The organism is Bacteroidales bacterium (assembly GCA_017521245.1).
In the GTDB taxonomy this organism is placed as follows: domain Bacteria; phylum Bacteroidota; class Bacteroidia; order Bacteroidales; family G3-4614; genus Caccoplasma_A.
Map to the genome: position 1 here is coordinate 363972 of JAFXDI010000001.1, position 19168 is coordinate 383139.

At 32.4% G+C, this 19168-nt stretch carries 17 protein-coding genes; 1 reads left to right on the forward strand and 16 read right to left on the reverse strand.

The genetic code is table 11. The annotated features are described in order from the left end of the window. The 13 genes from IKK64_01480 to mce all read right to left on the reverse strand — a co-directional run bounded on the left by IKK64_01480 (position 1) and on the right by mce (position 11719). Entirely contained in the window at positions 1 to 738 is a 738-nt protein-coding gene (locus IKK64_01480) for an acyltransferase (protein MBR4118732.1), read from the reverse strand. A 2-nt stretch (positions 739 to 740) separates the two neighbouring features. After that, positions 741 to 1856, reverse strand: a complete 1116-nt coding sequence (locus IKK64_01485; GenBank protein ID MBR4118733.1) for a polysaccharide pyruvyl transferase family protein — start codon at positions 1854 to 1856, stop codon at positions 741 to 743. Then, on the reverse strand, positions 1853 to 3016 hold the full coding sequence (locus IKK64_01490) for a Coenzyme F420 hydrogenase/dehydrogenase, beta subunit C-terminal domain (GenBank protein ID MBR4118734.1): 1164 nt from the start codon (positions 3014 to 3016) through the stop codon (positions 1853 to 1855). The genes IKK64_01485 and IKK64_01490 overlap by 4 nt, the downstream gene beginning before the upstream one ends. Next, positions 3013 to 4461 (reverse strand): lipopolysaccharide biosynthesis protein, encoded by a 1449-nt coding sequence (locus tag IKK64_01495; GenBank protein MBR4118735.1) that lies wholly within the window; start codon positions 4459 to 4461, stop codon positions 3013 to 3015. The genes IKK64_01490 and IKK64_01495 overlap by 4 nt, the downstream gene beginning before the upstream one ends. Before the next feature lie 8 nt (positions 4462 to 4469). Beyond that, entirely contained in the window at positions 4470 to 5588 is a 1119-nt protein-coding gene (locus IKK64_01500) for a DegT/DnrJ/EryC1/StrS family aminotransferase (GenBank protein ID MBR4118736.1), read from the reverse strand. Between the two features lie 32 nt (positions 5589 to 5620). Continuing rightward, positions 5621 to 6073, reverse strand: a complete 453-nt coding sequence (locus tag IKK64_01505) for an META domain-containing protein (protein ID MBR4118737.1) — start codon at positions 6071 to 6073, stop codon at positions 5621 to 5623. 6 nt (positions 6074 to 6079) lie between these two features. After that, positions 6080 to 6367: a hypothetical protein gene (locus IKK64_01510; GenBank protein ID MBR4118738.1), complete on the reverse strand. Its 288-nt coding sequence runs from the start codon at positions 6365 to 6367 to the stop codon at positions 6080 to 6082. A gap of 95 nt (positions 6368 to 6462) precedes the next feature. After that, positions 6463 to 6945, reverse strand: a complete 483-nt coding sequence (locus IKK64_01515) for a GtrA family protein (protein ID MBR4118739.1) — start codon at positions 6943 to 6945, stop codon at positions 6463 to 6465. A gap of 192 nt (positions 6946 to 7137) precedes the next feature. Next, positions 7138 to 8298, reverse strand: a complete 1161-nt coding sequence (locus IKK64_01520; GenBank protein MBR4118740.1) for a sodium ion-translocating decarboxylase subunit beta — start codon at positions 8296 to 8298, stop codon at positions 7138 to 7140. 1 nt (position 8299) lies between these two features. Further along, on the reverse strand, positions 8300 to 8743 hold the full coding sequence (locus IKK64_01525) for a biotin/lipoyl-binding protein (GenBank protein ID MBR4118741.1): 444 nt from the start codon (positions 8741 to 8743) through the stop codon (positions 8300 to 8302). Positions 8744 to 8770: 27 nt separating this feature from the next. Continuing rightward, positions 8771 to 9712, reverse strand: coding sequence for an OadG family protein (locus IKK64_01530; protein MBR4118742.1), 942 nt, complete (start codon positions 9710 to 9712; stop codon positions 8771 to 8773). Positions 9713 to 9724: 12 nt separating this feature from the next. Next, a complete protein-coding gene (locus IKK64_01535; protein MBR4118743.1) occupies positions 9725 to 11278 on the reverse strand; it encodes an acyl-CoA carboxylase subunit beta in 1554 nt (517 codons plus the stop codon). Between the two features lie 30 nt (positions 11279 to 11308). Then, positions 11309 to 11719: a methylmalonyl-CoA epimerase gene (gene mce, locus IKK64_01540; protein MBR4118744.1), complete on the reverse strand. Its 411-nt coding sequence runs from the start codon at positions 11717 to 11719 to the stop codon at positions 11309 to 11311. Between the two features lie 348 nt (positions 11720 to 12067). Here mce and dnaK point away from each other — a divergent pair, with 348 nt between their 5' ends. Continuing rightward, positions 12068 to 13969, forward strand: a complete 1902-nt coding sequence (gene dnaK, locus IKK64_01545; protein MBR4118745.1) for a molecular chaperone DnaK — start codon at positions 12068 to 12070, stop codon at positions 13967 to 13969. 105 nt (positions 13970 to 14074) lie between these two features. Here dnaK and IKK64_01550 read toward each other — a convergent pair whose 3' ends face one another. From IKK64_01550 to IKK64_01560, 3 genes are read right to left on the reverse strand one after another with little or no spacing between them, the layout of a single operon-like run. Beyond that, positions 14075 to 14365, reverse strand: a complete 291-nt coding sequence (locus tag IKK64_01550) for a Ryanodine receptor Ryr (GenBank protein MBR4118746.1) — start codon at positions 14363 to 14365, stop codon at positions 14075 to 14077. Between the two features lie 29 nt (positions 14366 to 14394). Next, a complete protein-coding gene (locus tag IKK64_01555; protein MBR4118747.1) occupies positions 14395 to 16575 on the reverse strand; it encodes a hypothetical protein in 2181 nt (726 codons plus the stop codon). A gap of 38 nt (positions 16576 to 16613) precedes the next feature. Further along, a complete protein-coding gene (locus IKK64_01560) occupies positions 16614 to 19133 on the reverse strand; it encodes a hypothetical protein (protein MBR4118748.1) in 2520 nt (839 codons plus the stop codon). Positions 19134 to 19168 lie beyond the last annotated feature (35 nt).

The following is a 19168-nucleotide window of genomic DNA, read 5'->3' on the forward strand; positions in this document are numbered from 1 at the left end:
TTATAATTCGGCTGCTTTTAAAAATTCTTCAAATGACTTAAATTGTGCTTTGTGATTTTTAACCCATTCATCGTATGCTTTACCTAATTGCCTTTTTATTGGTATTTCAGGATATTTGTCAACTTCATTTCCTGAAACAAATAAAGGAAATTCTTCCCAGAAATCAGATGGAATAGGCATCCTATTATAGCGTTCTTTAATGCTTCTTGCGTATTCAAAAGCCTCTTCAACACAAACGCACACACGTTTTGCGAAATATTCATCTAAAGAGCATATTACTTTTGCAGGGCAACCTGCGGCAACCGAGTTATCAGGGATTTTACCCATAACTACACTATTTATTCCTATAATGCAATTATTGCCTATGTGAGATCCTTTTAATACTGTAACATTTTCTCCAAACCAAACATTTTCTCCTATAAATACTTTGCCTGAAGATGGAATAAATTCTTTATATTTATTTATGAATGTATATGTACAATAATCGTGAGTTAAAACTTTAAACCCGTTATGAAGAAATGTTTTTGATCCTATATGTATTAAAGAAGGTCTGGTAAGATCAATTGATATATTGTTTGTTCCAAAAGGAATAACATCGTCTGCAATATCAACACCTTGTCTTTGAAGATTTTTAATCCATATTGAAGGATTCTCTTTAATAGCAATTTTATTTGCTTCGTTTTTGATTATGTTTCTAATTGCTTTAATATGTCTAATTAATTTATTTGTTATCTCCATATTTATATTAAACAGTTAGTTTTTAAAAATGATATAGATTTTTCTCGTTCTTTTTTTAATTTATATGTGGCATCTTTAAAATCTGGTTTAGTGAAATTGGGAAAATTTGAGTTATTTATTATTCCTCTTTCGTTAAGCCCGACTATATCTAATAGAGATTTAATCCTATCATCATTATCTTTATTCGTATCATTTATAATAGAATAAAATGGTGTTTCTAGATTAATGGAGAAAGCTGTTCCATGAAATGATGTTGTAATCACTAAACTTGCTTTAGTGAATAATGAAATAAATTCCTCAGGACTAATATTGTTTATGTATTCCCAATTTGGATTCTTTTCAAACAAACTTTGGGGTTCTAATACTTTTATTTTATATCCTAATTCAGATTCGTAGTGTTTTATTAAATTTTCGGCATATGGGAATGGATCCCATGCATATGTTAAAACATATACTAATATATATTTATCTTCTTCTAAATTTATACAATTTTTTGCAAACTCAATCCAATCATTTTTGTCTAAAAGTAGAGTAGGATCCAATACGATTTCTGGCTCAATATTTATAATATCTTTTATTATTTGTGCAGCCTTTGTTTCTCTCACAGAGATTGCATTGTATGAATCTAAATTTACCAGCCATTTTTTAGCTTCAATCCCAGTAAAAGTAAATTTACCAAAACTTGAAGCATATGAAATTTTCTTTGCCTTTTTATTTTTAATGAATGAAAAGAAAAAAGATGTATCTCCCTTTAAATAGTCAGTATTCCATACTTGATCACTACCAGTTAGATAAATGTCAAATTTTGGACAAAAATATTTTAGCATTAGCGGAGATGCATATTTCCTTTTACTACGAATTAATTTATTGTATATGAAATATTCAATTTTATTTAACTCTGTATTTTTATTCCCTTTTATACATTTATAAATAAATATTTTGATTCTACTTATAATTTGTTTTAATAGTGGAATATTTTTATGTTTGTAGTTTGGATATACATAATCTATTATTTCGTTATTTATACCAATTTTAAATAAAGTTTGTTGCAAAGCATACGCTTGTAGTACAGACCCAAAATGAATCACTCTGTGCATCGTTAGTATTCCAACTTTCATAGTAGTATCCTTTTTAGTTTATTAATAATAATTTTGGGTAAGTCAATACTGAGAATTATATACTCTTTTATTGTAAGTATATTGCTAAGTTTTAATGGTTTTATTTTTAGTAAAAAATTAACAAATTTATATCCTCTTGGCTTTTTTGCATTATTTTTCATTTGTCCCTGAGTAACGGTCTCATTACTATGTATTATTAATGATGTGTTCTTTAGAGATGATATAAGTTCTCCCCCATTTTCAGTATAGCAAATTAAACCACTTACACCTTTTTCTTCATTTTTATATTCATCGCCCCATAAGTCTCCGATGCGTATATCTGCCATTGAATTGTTTTGTTTGAACTTACACGATTCAATACAGCAATTGGATAATGCATAATGCCCTAAGAAGTATTTATAAAATAAATCTTCGTTTACATTTTTTGAACGATATATTTCTTTGTTGTTTTTATCTACTGCTACAATTCTCCATGAATCATGCCATCCAGTCTTCTTGTCACGCCATTTTATATTAACAATCTCTTTATTATCTTTAATGCCAGTTTCTGAGATATATTTATCCCACATTTTTAATGAAGGGACTCCATGACAAAAGAAATCGACCAAAATAAAATTATCTTCTTTTTTCTTTTTTTGTATCATTAATCTTAATGATGCAATTTGACAAGGTGTGCCAAATACAATGTATTTATCATTAAAATTAATATGTTTAAAAGCTTCTTCTGTGTAACTTGGAATATATTTAGATCCTAATGAGAGTTTTAGTTCTTCTTCTGTTGAACATATATAATGCTCGGCCCTGTGTGAATTAATATTATATTTTACTCCACAAAATTTATATCCGTTTTTTATAGCACTTAATGCTAATTCATAAGCAATTCCTCCTGATGAGGCATTATACCTAATTTCTGAATTATTGCTCCATGAAGCATAAGATTCGTAATTTGAATTATTGCATTTAATATCGCTGTAAAAAGAACAAACAGACAAGCATATTCCACAATTTACACATTTATTATTGTCAATAATCAAAGGAGAATAAAATCCTTTTTTATTTTCAATAATTTTAATTATATCATGAGGGCATGCTGAAGAACAAACTCCGCATCCAAAACAATTTTTTAATATTGATATGTTATTGACTTTATTTAATTTCATAGTTTGCCCTTGATATTATTTATTACATATGTTTGCAAATATAATAATTCCTTGAGTTTAAATATGTATGCTGTTGATATATAATATAATAATCCAATTATTGATCCAACAATAATTTGTATTGTATATGAATCTATTGATTTTGTAATTCCCCAGATTATCCCACCCATGCTTATAGAAAGTATATATGATGGTAAAATATCTTTTAATTGTTGTTTTAATCCTATATTTATAAGTTTCCCCGTATAGTATGTATTTATAAATAGGAATAATATATATGAAATTAAAATTCCTATACACATCCATATTATTCCATATCTTGCAGTAATTATTAAAACTATAACTCCAACAATTTTTTTTGCAATATCTATTTTAAGAAATAAATCGGAACGACCTTTAACTTGTAGTAGATTATTATTTAAAATATGTATTGGATAAAGCATTTTTGCGATACATAAAATTTGTAAATAAGGTACGCACTCTATCCACTTGTTTGTAATTATGATTGTTATTAATGGTTTTGCTAAAGTTGCAACCCAAATCATTATAGGAAAAACTATAAAAGCAGATAAGGCAATTAATTGTCGGTATGTAGCTTGTAATCTGCTATTGTTATCTTGTATTTGGCACAGCAATGGGAATGTTACTCTATGTAACGTGAGGGATATTGTTGTCGCAGGTAAACTAGAATATCCTTCTGCTCTTGTGTAATAACCTAAAGATGAAGCAGAGAATTTTTTAGCAATAACAATAGAGTATAGATTATCATATATTGATGCAATTATACCTGCTATCAATAGCTTTGAACCAAAACCAAATAACTCTTTAAACGATTTCCAAGAATATTCCCATGTAGGTCTCCATTTTCCCCATACCCATAGCAAGATACATCTTACTGCTCCGCCAAATACTCCGGGCCATACAATAGACCATACGCCAAACCCTGTATATGCCATTGTAACTCCTACAACACCAGTAACCAATGCTCCTATAACGGATATTTTGGCTTGAGTTTTAAAGTCCATCTTTATTGTAAAGAGGGCTTGTTGAACAATGCATAATGAGTTAAGTATCAGAGATATTGCGGTAACTTTTATCAAATCTGAGAGGAGTGGAGTATTATAAAAGTCTGCAATTAATGGACCTGAAAAGAATAGAACAAAATATAGTACAAAACCGACAACTATATTAAAATAGAATGTAGTTGAAAGGTCTGCTTGAGTTCTATCGTTTTTCCTAACAAGAGCAGTACTAAATCCACTATTGATAAGAGTTTGTGAAACGGCAGTGAATATGGCTAACATTCCAACCATACCGTAGTCCGAAGGAGTAAGAACACGAGCAAGCAGAACTCCGATGATAAATTGAATACCTTGCAAAGAAAAGTTCTCTGCTAAGCTCCATATCATTCCTTTTAATGTTTTCCCTCTTAACGATTCTGCCATGTCAGTTGTTAGTTACAGCTAATATTCACTGCTTCTGTTATCATCATTACCTCGTTGTCGCTCATTGCGGGGTTAATAGGCAAACTTAAAATCTCTGTTGCACATTTCTCCGCAATAGGTAATTGCAATGTGTTATACTCTTTATAAGCTTCGTGCTTATGTAGAGGAGTAGGGTAGTGTATCATTGTTGGGATTCCTTGCTCCTCTAATTTGTGCATCAGATAGTTCCGTTGTTCTGTCCTAATAACATACTGATGCCATACGCACTCACCATAGTTGCCTAATAAAGGTTTTATTATATTTTTGTTTGTAATATTTTTATCATATATCTCAGCAATCTCTGCTCGGCGTCTGTTCTCTATATCAAGATATTTAAGTTTAACGCTAAGCATAGCTGCCTGAATTTCATCCAATCTGCTATTTACTCCGGCATACTTATGAACATACTTCTCTTCTGAACCATAATTGCCCAATGCTCTCACAACATCTGCCAATTTGTCATCATTTGTTGTTACAGCACCACCATCACCTAAAGCACCAAGATTCTTAACCGGGTAGAAACTTGTTGCAGCGGCATCACCTAATGCTCCACACATATAACTACTTCCTGTGCCTTTAATAGTGCTTTTAGCACCCATTGCCTGAGCATTGTCTTCAACAATCTTAAGATTGTATTTCTGTGCTAAACTCATTAACTCCTCACTCCAACAACACCTTCCATAAAGGTGCACAGGCATAATTGCTTTAGTTCGTGGAGTAATAAGTTTTTCAATACCCGTAATGTCAATATTAAGAGTTCTATCATTAATATCTGCAATAACAGGTTTTAGTCCGCTTTCAATAACCGAAATCATAGAAGCAACAAAGGTATTGGCAGGGAGGATAACCTCATCGCCAATACCCATACTTCCTAACTCTATATATGCTCTAAAAATAAGTTTCAGAGCGTCTAATCCGTTTCCTGTTCCAACTGCGTAATTACAGCCTAAATATCCGCATAAATTGCTCTCAAACTCTTCTGTTTTTGGGCCTCTTATGTAATAACCGCTATCAATTACTTGAAATGCAGCCTCTTTAAGTTCTGAGCGGTATTTTTCAGATATCTCTTTTAAATTCAGAAACTCCATATTAATGCCACACTACGTGGCAAAAACTCTTATTATTTTATTGCCTTAAAAATTGCAGATATTGAGTCGTTACTACTTGTAATAATAAGACATTTACCTTGCTCTGCACAATCTTTAATTTCGTATTTGTCTGCAACGTTAAGAATTGCACCAAGTTTTGCACTCTCGCCTTGCTCAGGGCAGAATTGTAGAGTTGAACTCATATCAACCATAACCAAATTACCACTGTCGGCTTTAACAACCCAACCACCAATATTGTTGCATCCATCAAAAGCAGCAATAGTGCTGTCTTTCATATTGAAAATAACGTATGGTTGTTCTTCATTCTCGTTTGTAGTAATATTGCTGTCGTTAATTTTAACCAACTCCCATTTACCACAAATCGAATAATTCTCAGTAGTCTCGCAAGTTTGCTCTGCTTTTTTTGTTGAGCAACTACAAAGTATAATTGCCACAAATAGAGCAATAAATGATAAATTTTTCATCCTTAATTATTTTTGGTTTAAATTATCTAATTCAATTAATATCTCTCCTACATTTTTGTCAAATTCAGCAATAAGAGTTTTGTAGTAACTCTTTACCAATTTAGGATTTTTTGTGCCATTTGGGTGACTTACTCTCGAAATAAATTCACCTTGCATATCCAAAATTCTACCAATTAACTCGTTAAATTCCTCGTCTTTATCACCGCTGATAAAAGCTCCACTTAAAAAGCAGTTTGTAACAAGTTCTTCTGCAAGAAAGTTAATCTCTTTTTTTAAATCGCGTTTGTTTGCCATTTCTTTTAAATTAATGTTTAATGTGTAGCAAATTTATAAAATAAATTTTGATTATCCAATACAAATAATATATATAATTATCTATATAAAATCTCTTATTTCTTTTTCTCGATATTCATAATTCGGTACATCAAATCTCTAATAGAGTTTGATTTTAGGGCAACTCTCATCATTAAAAAGTTAATAGGGAATATAAATGCCCAAACGGGAACGGGTGCCCAAATATTGCTTACACCAATCCAAATAAAGAATTTGAAACACAATATCTGTAACAGATAATTTATGAATTGCACTACGCAGAATAAAATACCTCTATCAAATGTAGGTTTAGTGCGGAATGTATAGTAATTTGATAAAATAAAATTTGTGACAAAACTAATACCAAATCCCACTGAATACGCTACACCGGGATAGTCTGGCATTAAATAGGATAGAGGTAAGTAAACAGCATATAAAATAAAAGTAACCAATGCACCTGTAATAGTAAACCTAAGCACCTCATCCTTATACACTTTTTTCTTTTTGGGAGAAATATTGGGAGTTTCAGTATTTAAATTAGTGTTTATATTTTCGCTCATAATTTTTTTGTTAATTTAATTTCTTGTTTTCAGTTGCAAAAGTAATAACAAATGTGTTAAATAACATCAGTTTCCTTGAATATTTCTTACTAGGGTAGTAGTATCTTTATGTTATCACAAAAATTAATAATAAAACAAAAGAGATTGTACACAAGGCACAATCTCTTTTGATCTATTTAGTTTAATGATTTTTTAAATTAAGAATCCTAACAATATACCAGCTGCAACTGCCGAACCTATAACACCAGCAACGTTAGGTCCCATTGCGTGCATTAATAAGTAGTTAGTTGGGTCATATTCCAATCCAACTGCTTGAGATATACGTGCTGAGTCAGGAACTGCTGATACTCCGGAATTTCCAATAAGAGGATTAATTTTATTATCCTTCTTGAGGAATAGGTTGAAGAACTTAACAAATAAGATTCCTGATGCTGTTGCAATAACAAATGATAATGCACCAAGAGCAAAAATCTTAACAGAATCTAACGTCAAGAACTCCGATGCTTGAGTTGAAGCTCCAACAGTAACTCCTAATAAAATTGTAATAGTGTCAATCAACGGACCGCGGGCTGTCTCAGCCAAACGGCGAGTAACACCACTCTCTTTCAATAAGTTTCCAAAGAATAACATTCCTAACAGAGGTAAACCTGAAGGAACAAGGAAACAAGTTAGTAATAATCCTACTATTGGGAATATAACTTTCTCTGTGTGTGATACAGCACGAGGAGCTTTCATTCTTATTAAACGCTCATTTTTGTTAGTCAACAAACGCATAATAGGAGGTTGAATAACAGGAACTAAAGCCATATATGAGTATGCCGAAACCGCAATCGCACCCATCAAATTAGGAGCAAGTTTAGATGACAAGAATATAGCAGTAGGACCATCTGCACCACCAATAATACCAATTGCAGCTGCCTGCATTGGATCAAATCCCATAGCCAAAGCAATTATATAGGCACCAAATATACCAAATTGAGCTGCGGCACCAATTAGCAGTAATTTAGGATTTGATATAAGCGCTGAAAAGTCTGTCATGGCTCCAATACCCAAAAAAATCAAAGGAGGATACCAACCAGATTTAACACCGCCATATAAAATGTTCAATACTGAACCCTCTTCATATATTCCCACCTGAAGACCAGCATCCATATTAAATGGTATATTTCCAATAAGCATACCAAAACCTATGGGAATAAGCAACATAGGTTCAAACTCTTTGGCAATTGCCAAGTATATGAAAACCAAACCGATAAGAATCATTATTATATGACCAGTTGTTGCATTAGCAAAACCGGTATATGTCCAGAAGTCGGCAAGGTTCGCACTTAAGAAATCAATAAACTCTCCCATACTATTCAATAGTTACGAGAACACTGCCTTCAAGAACAGAGTCTCCTTTATTTACACTAATAGCAGTAACAGTACCATCTTTATCGGCATTAATGTTATTTTCCATTTTCATAGCCTCAAGAATGATAATTGTTTGTCCCTTTTTAACAGTATCACCAACATTAACCTTAATGTCAAGGATAACACCGGGGAGTGGTGATTTAACCCCCGACTTACCAGCAGGAGCCACAGGTTTATTAACTACTGTTGTTTGTGTTGCAGGTTTAGTAGGAGCAACAGCTTGTTGTTTTACCACAACAGGTTTTGCAGAAGCAATAACAGGAGCCTTCTCCAATTCAACTTTATAAGAGGTTCCGTTAACCTCTACGTGAGCAATATTATCGTTAATATCGCTAATAGAAACCTTGTATGGGTTACCATTAATAATATATTTATATTCTTTCATTTTTTAATTAATTTTAGGTTAACGAAATTATTTTCTATTAGGAGTCTCTCTTAATGAATAAATCTTAGAACTCCATGGCGAGTAACTGCGTTTAACACGAGTAATAGTAAGAACTGTCTCTTCGTAGTCGTGGTCACTATTTTGCATTTCGTGTAATGCCATTGAAATAGCAGCAATAACCTCACCTTGAGCCTCTCCAAGTTTTTTCTCTTTAGCCTCTTTCTCGCATGTAACACCTTTGGCTTTCATTGCATTGCGTTTGCTCAAATATATTGACGTTTTAGCAATAAATTTGAACAAAATGAACAATATCAATAATCCTGAAAATACAACAGTCATAGCCGATATAGCCATACCATAACCATATTTGTCAAGAGTCGAGAATTTATCCTTTTTTGGATTGCTATCCAAAGTTTGGTTATTTGTACTTGGTGTAACGTATTTACCACTATCTCCACCTTTAATTTCCCACTTTGTACCACCATCAGTAATACGAGCCCAAGAACAATCAACACCAACTTTTCCAGCAGGAACAGTAACCGAATCTAATAATTTTTTACCTGAATCAAGTAGTTCTATATAATTGTCGCTATTTTCATCTAAAATGCAATTTAAATGAAATGTTCCTCGATTAGGTTGTCCATCAGCCCAAAAAAGTGCGTGTTGACGAGGTTTTACAATGGTAAGAACATCGCCTTTGGGAATAAAATAAGATTTCTCTCCCAGATCATTCTTTACATTAATGTAACAAGCAGCAAGGTTCTCGCTGCCATACGATTTATTGAATATCTCTATCCATGCACTATGTTGTCCGTAATCATCCTGAAAATTTGTTTCATTTTTGATTAATACTTCGTTGATTACGAGTTTTGAAGCATTACTCTTTTCGCTTTTATTGCACGAAATAGATGTAATGCCCAAAAACACGGACATACAGATATAGATATACTTTCTTATTCTGTTATTCATAATCAATTAAAATTATAGAGGAATATTTCCGTGTTTTTTAGCAGGGTTAGAAAGTTTCTTAGTTTGTAATTGTTGTAATGCCCTAATAATACGGAAGCGAGTATTGCGAGGTTCAATAACATCATCAATATATCCATATTTAGCGGCATTGTATGGGTTGGCAAACAATTTAGTATATTCAGCCTCTTTTTCAGCCATAAATGCTTTAGGATCTTCAGCCGTTTTAGCCTCTTTAGCATAAAGCACCTCAACAGCACCAGCGCCACCCATAACTGCAATCTCAGCCGATGGCCAAGCGTAGTTAATATCGCCACGAAGTTGTTTACAACTCATTACAATGTGCGAACCACCATACGATTTACGCAAAGTAACAGTAACTTTAGGAACAGTAGCCTCACCGTAAGCATATAGCAATTTAGCACCATGTAATATAACAGCGTTGTACTCTTGACCTGTACCAGGCAAGAAACCAGGAACATCAACCAACGATACAATAGGAATATTGAAAGCATCGCAGAAACGAACAAATCTTGCACCCTTGCGAGAAGCGTTGCAATCCAAAACACCAGCATAGCGGCAAGGTTGATTAGCAACAATACCAACACTTTGTCCGTTGAAGCGAGCAAAACCTATAATAATATTAGTAGCATATTGTTTTTGAACCTCAAGGAACTCGCCATTATCCACAATAGCGGCAATAACGTTATACATATCGTATGCCTTATTAGGACTATCAGGAATAATCTCATTCAACGAGTCTTCCAATCTATCAATAGGATCAGTACACTCAATATAAGGAGGCTCTTCAAGATTGTTTTGAGGAATATAACTCAATAGTTGGCGAATAAGAGCCAATCCTTCCTCCTCAGTCTCAGCAGTAAAGTGAGTAACACCCGATTTACTTGCGTGAACACTTGCACCACCTAAATCCTCTTGACTAACATCCTCTCCGGTAACAGTTTTAACAACCTTAGGACCAGTCAAGAACATATATGAAGTACCCTCCATCATAAGAGTAAAGTCAGTTAGAGCAGGAGAGTAAACAGCACCACCGGCACAAGGACCAAAAATTCCTGAAATTTGAGGAATAACTCCTGATGCTAAAATGTTACGTTGGAAAATCTCGGCATAACCAGCCAACGCATTAATACCCTCTTGAATACGAGCACCACCCGAGTCGTTAATACCAATACAAGGAGCACCCATTTTCATCGCTTGGTCCATAACCTTACAAATTTTCAAAGCCATAGTCTCTGACAATGAACCACCAAAAACAGTAAAGTCTTGAGCAAACACATAAACTAAGCGACCATCAATTGTTCCGCTACCGGTAACAACACCATCACCTAAGAAAGTCTTTTTATCTTGACCAAAGTTGGTACATCTGTGTTTAACAAACATATCCATCTCCTCAAAACTTCCCTCATCCAATAACATAGCAATACGCTCACGAGCGGTATATTTTCCTTTCTCGTGTTGTTTGGCGATAGCCTTTTCTCCACCGCCTAAACGTGCTTCGGCACGTAAGGCAATAAGTTCTTTAATCTTTTCAAGTTGAGTACTCATATAATATTAATTAAAAATGTACGAATAAAATTATTTATTAGGATCCTCGCAAAGTTCAGTTAAAACGCTGCAAGTTGATTTTGGATGCAAGAAAGCAATTTGTAATCCTTCAGCACCACCACGAGGGGCAGTATCAATTAAACGAATACCTTTCTCTGCAGCATCCGCTAAAGCCTCAGTAACACTATCAGTAGCAAAAGCAATGTGGTGAATACCTTCGCCTTTATTGGCAATAAACTTAGCAATAGTGCTATCCTCACTTGTTGGCTCTAATAACTCTATTTTAGTCTGTCCAACTTTAAAGAAAGCAGTTTTAACCTTTTGGTCAGCCACCTCTTCAATATTGTAACACTTTAAACCAAGAACTCCCTCATAGTAGGGTAAACAAGCCTCAATGCTTTTAACAGCAATACCAAGATGCTCGATGTGTGTTAAATTCATAATATTTAAAAATTTAAAGTAAATAACTCATTTATATAAAATCTGAGCAAATATACAAAATATAATCAAAAATATACAACCATTCCAATAAAAGTTTTAAATATAAAAAATACAACTTATACCTATAAAATACCTAATATGACATAAAAACTGACAAATAGTCATAAAAACTGACAAATATTACATGGCGTGTCCTGTTTTTTTGGTAGTAAAAGCATTTTTTTATAGTAAAAGGCGGGTAAAAGACCAACAAAAATGTTTGGCACGTTGTTTGAAGTAAATAAAGTGTAGGCCTAAATTTAGCCTAACAAAAAAATAAAGAATATTAATAACTTAATTTTACATAAGATGGGAAAAATTATTGGAATTGACCTAGGAACAACAAACTCATGTGTATCTGTAATGGAAGGTACAGAACCAGTTGTAATTTCAAACAGCGAAGGACACAGAACAACACCTTCAGTAGTAGCATTCATTGATGGCGGTGAGCGTAAAGTAGGAGACCCTGCAAAACGTCAAGCAATCACTAACCCTACACGTACAATCTTCTCAATCAAACGATTCATGGGAGAGATGTACGATCAAGTACAAGACGAGTTGAAACGCGTACCTTATAAAGTAGTAAAAAGCGGAAACAACACACCTCGTATTGATATCGACGGACGTTTATATTCACCACAAGAAATATCAGCAATGGTACTTCAAAAGATGAAAAAAACAGCCGAAGATTATCTTGGACAAGAAGTAACAGAGGCAGTAATCACAGTACCTGCATACTTTAACGATGCACAACGTCAAGCAACAAAAGAGGCAGGAGAGATTGCAGGATTAACAGTACGCCGTATTGTAAACGAGCCAACAGCAGCAGCATTGGCATACGGACTTGACAAGTCTGACAAAGATATGAAAATTGCTGTGTTTGACCTTGGAGGAGGAACATTCGATATCTCAATCCTTGAATTAGGTGACGGAGTATTTGAGGTGAAATCAACAAACGGAGATACTCACCTTGGAGGAGATGATTTTGACCACGTTATTATTGACTGGTTAGCAGATCAATTCCAAGCAGAAGAAGGAATTGACCTACGCCAAGATCCTATGGCACTACAACGTTTGAAAGAGGCTGCTGAAAAAGCAAAAATTGAGTTGTCAAGCACAACATCAACAGAGATTAACTTGCCTTACATTATGCCAGTAAACGGAATACCCAAGCACTTGGTAAAAACCCTTACAAGAGCAAAATTTGAGCAATTAGCAGACAACCTGATTCAAGCAACAATTGAACCTTGCCGTCAAGCATTGAAAGATGCAGGATTAACAGCATCTGACATTAACGAAGTAATCCTTGTAGGAGGATCAACACGTATACCTGCAGTACAAGCAATTGTAGAGAAATTCTTTGGTAAAGCACCATCAAAAGGAGTTAATCCTGATGAGGTAGTGGCAGTAGGAGCCGCAATTCAAGGAGCAGTATTGTCTGGTGATGTAAAAGATGTATTGTTATTAGATGTAACACCACTTTCACTTGGTATCGAAACACTTGGTGGAGTAATGACAAAGCTAATTGAAGCTAACACAACAATACCAACTCGTAAATCGGAGGTATTCTCAACAGCAGCAGATAATCAACCATCAGTTGAGATACACGTACTACAAGGAGAGCGTCCAATGGCAAGAGACAACAAAACAATCGGCCGTTTCCACCTTGATGGAATCCCAGCTGCAATGCGTGGAGTACCACAAATTGAGGTAACATTCGATATCGATGCTAATGGTATTCTAAATGTATCAGCAAGAGACAAAGGAACAGGCAAAGAGCAAAGTATCCGTATTGAGGCTTCAAGCGGTTTGAGTGATGAAGAGATTAAACGAATGAAAGATGAAGCAGCTGCAAATGCTGATGCAGATGCTAAGGAAAAAGAGCGTATCGATAAACTAAATCAAGCAGACGCAATGATTTTCCAAACCGAGAAACAGATGAAGGAGATGGGAGATAAAATCCCCGCTGACAAAAAATCATCTATCGAGGGAGCATTAGCAAAACTAAAAGATGCTCACAAATCACAAGACATTGCAGCAATCGATACAGCAATAGCTGAGTTGAACACAGTACTTCAATCAGCAGCACAAGACCTATACAATGCACAAGCACAACAAGGAGCAAATGCACAACAAGGTCCAACAAATAGTGCCACAAACAACGAAGACGACAATAAAGTTCAAGACGTTGATTTTGAGGAAGTAAAATAAACTGTTCTCATAAATATGAAATAGGTGAACAACTTATATGTTGTTCACCTATTTTGTTTTAATCAAAGATAATGGAATTTCCATTATCTTATACCTTTATAATCCTTATTTACTTATCTTAAACCCTAATTTACATATTAATTTTAGAGTACCTAAAGCAGTATCCCTATCGTATGCTTTCTCAATCTCAGGTAACTCCTCGTATGGAACTAAACATGGGTGAGTTTTTAGGGTATCATTACGTTTTTCACCATATCTCCATCCTTGTTCAATACGACTCTGAGCCCATACTTCGTGCACATTCTTTGCCATTTTCTCAATTAACTCATTTAATTCTTCCGATAACCTAATGTCGCTTGTATCAATTGGTTGAGGTGTGTAATTATTCTTCTCCATAATTATCAAATCTTTATAATATTATAACATTATATTGTCTCATTATTTAGTTTTTTATATGCCATTTTAATTGTAGTATCAATTACATTGCAGTCATACGATTTTGTAATTTCATCTAAATTATCCCAATGACACATACATCTATGGTATTTTTTTTCGTGACTATTTTTAGAGTTATAACTATATCCCATAAGTTTGTGAGAAGCAATCCAGCGTTCATGCTCCACCATTGCCATATTTTTAAGTAGTTGAGCATGTTTGTCCTCACATTTGTATATAGTAGTATTATTTTCTCTTGAATTTACATAATCATAATATTCTATTATTCTCTCTGAATATCCATCTCCTGTAACTCCCATAAGAATCATTTTTGTTGAACTATGAAGAGAATTTGAGATATTTTGTGAAATACGTCGATTAATATCATATATGGCATGATAGCGTGACATCTTTTTATTTGTCATTAATCTATTAATCTCACTATTACTAAAGTTTTTAGACCATTGTTCATCTGCTGTTAAATCAGAATTCTCATAAATTTTATTAAACTCTTTTGCTTCCCTCAAAGTTAAGTCAGATAAAATATTTTCGCAACAATATAAATCTTTACTCTTACCATATAACACAATTTCAATATTATCAGCAATAGATTTATTAAGGTTATTTATAACCTCACTCATACGTTGTTCATTATTATTATCATAGCAACGCACCATAATTTTTAGCATTGTATCATTTGAGTTGCAATTTTTTATTGCACACTTAAAGAGATTTACAGCAAGAGATAACCCTATTACGTCATTATTTAAAGCAATAACAACATAGTTTAAATCTTTAATTATCTCATTAATCTTTTCCCAAAATTCTTTAGAATCAATAGATGCTTGAATAAGAGATAGTTCCTCTTCTTTTATTGATGGCATTTCCTCTTTTATAATACCTGCTATTTTATTCATTTTTTCATCAACGGCATAACATCTGAATTTACTTTTTTTCAAATCTTTACCAACAAAAGCAGAGTATTCATATAAAAATTTAAATGCTTCTATACCAGTTCCTCCAAAACCAACAATCAGTGCAGTAAAAGGAGTCTCAACAAGTCCACTTTCTTTGTCAATCTTAACACAATTTACAGGTAAAAATTTTGAGTCCTGTTTTAATGTACAAATTGATAAATATGCTGAATCAATAATTTTTATTTTAATTCTATTAGAATTCTCATCATATTGAGAATAGTGGTTAAACACTTCATTGTTAGCATCTCTTCGGGCATGAACATATATAATAGAGTTATTGTTTTTCATAGAGTTGATACTCTTATCTCTTTGTAAGTTCAAAGCCCCGGAAATATTTCTTGCTTCATTATCTGATAAAAAATAAAAATTAGCTTTGTTACTTATTTGGATGATCTTTCCGATATTATTTAGTTTTAATACGCCAAAAATATCCATTTCGGAATTAATTGAAGCAGGACCGTTGTAGCAATGATCAACCAGAGCATTAATACTATCTAATCTGGTTATTTCTCTATTTGTAATAGTTATTGAGTTTGTTATGTTAGTTAATGTTGCTTTTTGTTTACTATTATCATCAGCATCGTCAATGTCTATAAATATTATTGTTTCATCAGGGAAGTTTTTTCTTATATCTTCAGCAAGTAAACACGATGCTTCATTTACGCCCCAAAATAGATGTATATTTTTTTCCTTTGCATAAAACAATTTGTGTATAATAATATTCAAAGATGATTTTATTTTGTAACCTATCATTTTGAATACAAACAAGAATGTTATAAATGCCGCTATAAAATGGATTAAGGAGAATGTTGACATATATAAAGTGTCATTAAGCAAATCTGCTTGAATCCTCGCAAGATCTTGGATAACAAGAAACATTTTGAATGCCGACATTATAGATCTTAAGATTACAGGAAAACAATTTATATCAGGTCTGTAAAAGCCAATAATATATATAAAAACTCCCAACAACCATACTATTAGAGAAATAGGTAAAAGATTGTTAGATATAAAATTAAGAATTCTTTCAGATTTCTTATTTGATAAAAAGAATACAATTATTGCTAATATTAATCCCAATACAGCAAACCATACAATTATATCACCCCAATTAATAATTTCAGAGTTAATACTATTTTTTACTGAATTGTCTATTTGTATTTTGTTTATGAAGTTTGTTAATATTGTTGCCATTTTTAATTTATATAGTATCCTATCTTTTTTTTAGATCTCTATTTCTTTATCTGTTGGTTATAATATTCAGTGTAAGCCGGTGGTAATACTTCAACTAATGCTTCATCAACTTCACTCATATTATAATCAATGTTATTTAATATTTCATTAGAACAAATATCAAGATGAGCGAAGTTCTTTTTTAAATCATTTTTCAGGTATGAAGGAGAGTATATTCCTTCTATTTTTACCTCTTCTTGTTCAATTTTAGTTAATGGTCTGTATCGTAATAACAGTTGTTCAACAACCCATCTATTATGTTCAACCTTTGCAACTTCTTCTAAATTTTCATTATCGAATACTTCTCCATTTAAAGGATTTATTCCAAAACATCTAAATTTAGTCCACATTGAGAAAACATTATAACTATTAGACCACATTTTGGCAGAGGAAGATTTACCTGTATTAGTATTATGCTTTTTATCTTCTTCGTAATCGTTATGGTTAATATAAGTTTCCAACTCTTTTGTTATTTCATTCTTTTTGCCTTCCCAACCATAAGAGTTCCATTTTTCTTTATCGTCTATATAGGGGTTCTCGTCAAACCATTTTCTCCAAATAACTTTGATCTCTTCTTTTAATTTAGTTTCAGTTATTTTGGAATATGATTTGGATAATTGTTGTAATGTATCTTCATTTAAACTATTTTCTCTAATGCTATTAATAATATTTATAATCTTTTCTTTGTGTTTTTCATTGTATCTATTATTAATTTTTCCTCCGATTGTTTCAGATATATCAATTAATGATGGGTCATAACATTCCGAAGCCATACCAAAAGCTTTTAATTTACTTTGATATCTGATGTTGTTTCCATTAATCTGTCTTAGTAATTCATTATTCAAACGTTGATATACCAATATTTGAAGTGTATTTGAACTTTTATATACATTATCAGGTAAATATGCCGCAGCGGCAATTGCTTTGCTATTTTCGGGTAAGCAAATAGCAATAGTTAATTTTGCTCCTTTCTCACTTGCGGCATCAGTTAAGTAGTCTTGAATATCAGGATCTTCAATAGACCCATTTAAAAACTCCCATTCAATATCAATAAAATCCGTTCCTAAATGAGAATAAAAATCTGATTCTTTTAATGGATCTTTCCATGGATAATTTTCAAAATCGTAATACAATCTATTTGATTCTGATTTTTTATCATTTAAAACATCTCTGTAACGAGAAATAGAAAACAACTCCTTGAAACGACCCATAAAGAAATGTTTTTCATTCTGCATATTTGCATCAATGAATGTTATGCGAGTACGTTTTTTATATTTATTAAAATTTGGATAGTGAGCCAAGTGTGCTGCCTCAATAGCCATGGCAACTCCCATTCGCGACATTCCAACAATTACAAGATGAACAAAAGAGTCTTTATCCTCCGATTTTATTCCTTCAAATCCTTCAAGAGGAAGATATTTGCATTCGTTTTTATTCTCGAGTTCTTTGCAAATGAGTACATCTTGAGCCCACATTTCATAATAATTGAAAGGAATAAATTTAATTTTTGTTCCGTCTATGTCTGTAACTTGAAGAATATTAAATGTAGTTTGGTATTCAAACATTACTCTGCAAACTAATTTGTTATTCTCATTAAAAGTTTTAACATTACTAATTTTATTACTTATAAGTTTCAGACACTCCATATTTATAGTGTCATGGTAAGATTCAATATCATCAGTACGAGTATCTTCCCCAATTACAAATATCTCTTTAGTGTTTTTAAGATTTAATTTATCAATATCACTCTGAGAATCTCTGTTACCATAATATATAACAAATTTTTTCTGTTGCTTTTCAGTTATTGAAGAGAATAAATTACGTCTAAAACTTTCAATATCACGTGAAGTTTGAATAAGAATATAATTTGAAGTTTCAATCTTATTTAATAATTGTTTAGCAATTCCAATAACTATATCGTTTCCACCAATTATAACATATTTAGGTTTTAAGCCATGTTTATAATATACTTCACCCTTAATCCATTTATCTTTTCTCCTATCTACCCAACCTATTATTGATGAAACAAATAATCCATTTAGAAGTACAACTCCCAATATGGCAATAATAGCAGTAAATATTCTGCCATTTGAAGACGAAGCCATATATTGGTTGCCAGGATCAACAAAATGGTTATATATAATCCAAATAATAGAGTCTTTAGAGCTTGTATAACTATTCTCTTTATATAATTCAGTAAACTCTAATCCAAAAAGATAATTGCAGATATAAAAGATTGAAACTAATACGAATGGCATTAAACAAACCAAACAAACAACTTTACGTAAAAAGTGTCCATTAATTAAATGCCAATCAAAATCAGCACTTCTTACAAACCATAAATAGATAGGGTATAATATATATATAAATCCAATAAATCCCGAAATATATATAAATATCTTACTTATATCACATAAGCATATAATTTGATCTAAAATAGTTAAAATTAGAGTAGTAATCCCAAATACGATTACTACTAAATCAATATTTTTGAATAACCAATTAATAATTTTCTTCATATCCTAATCTAATCTAACCTAATTCTCTTTATATA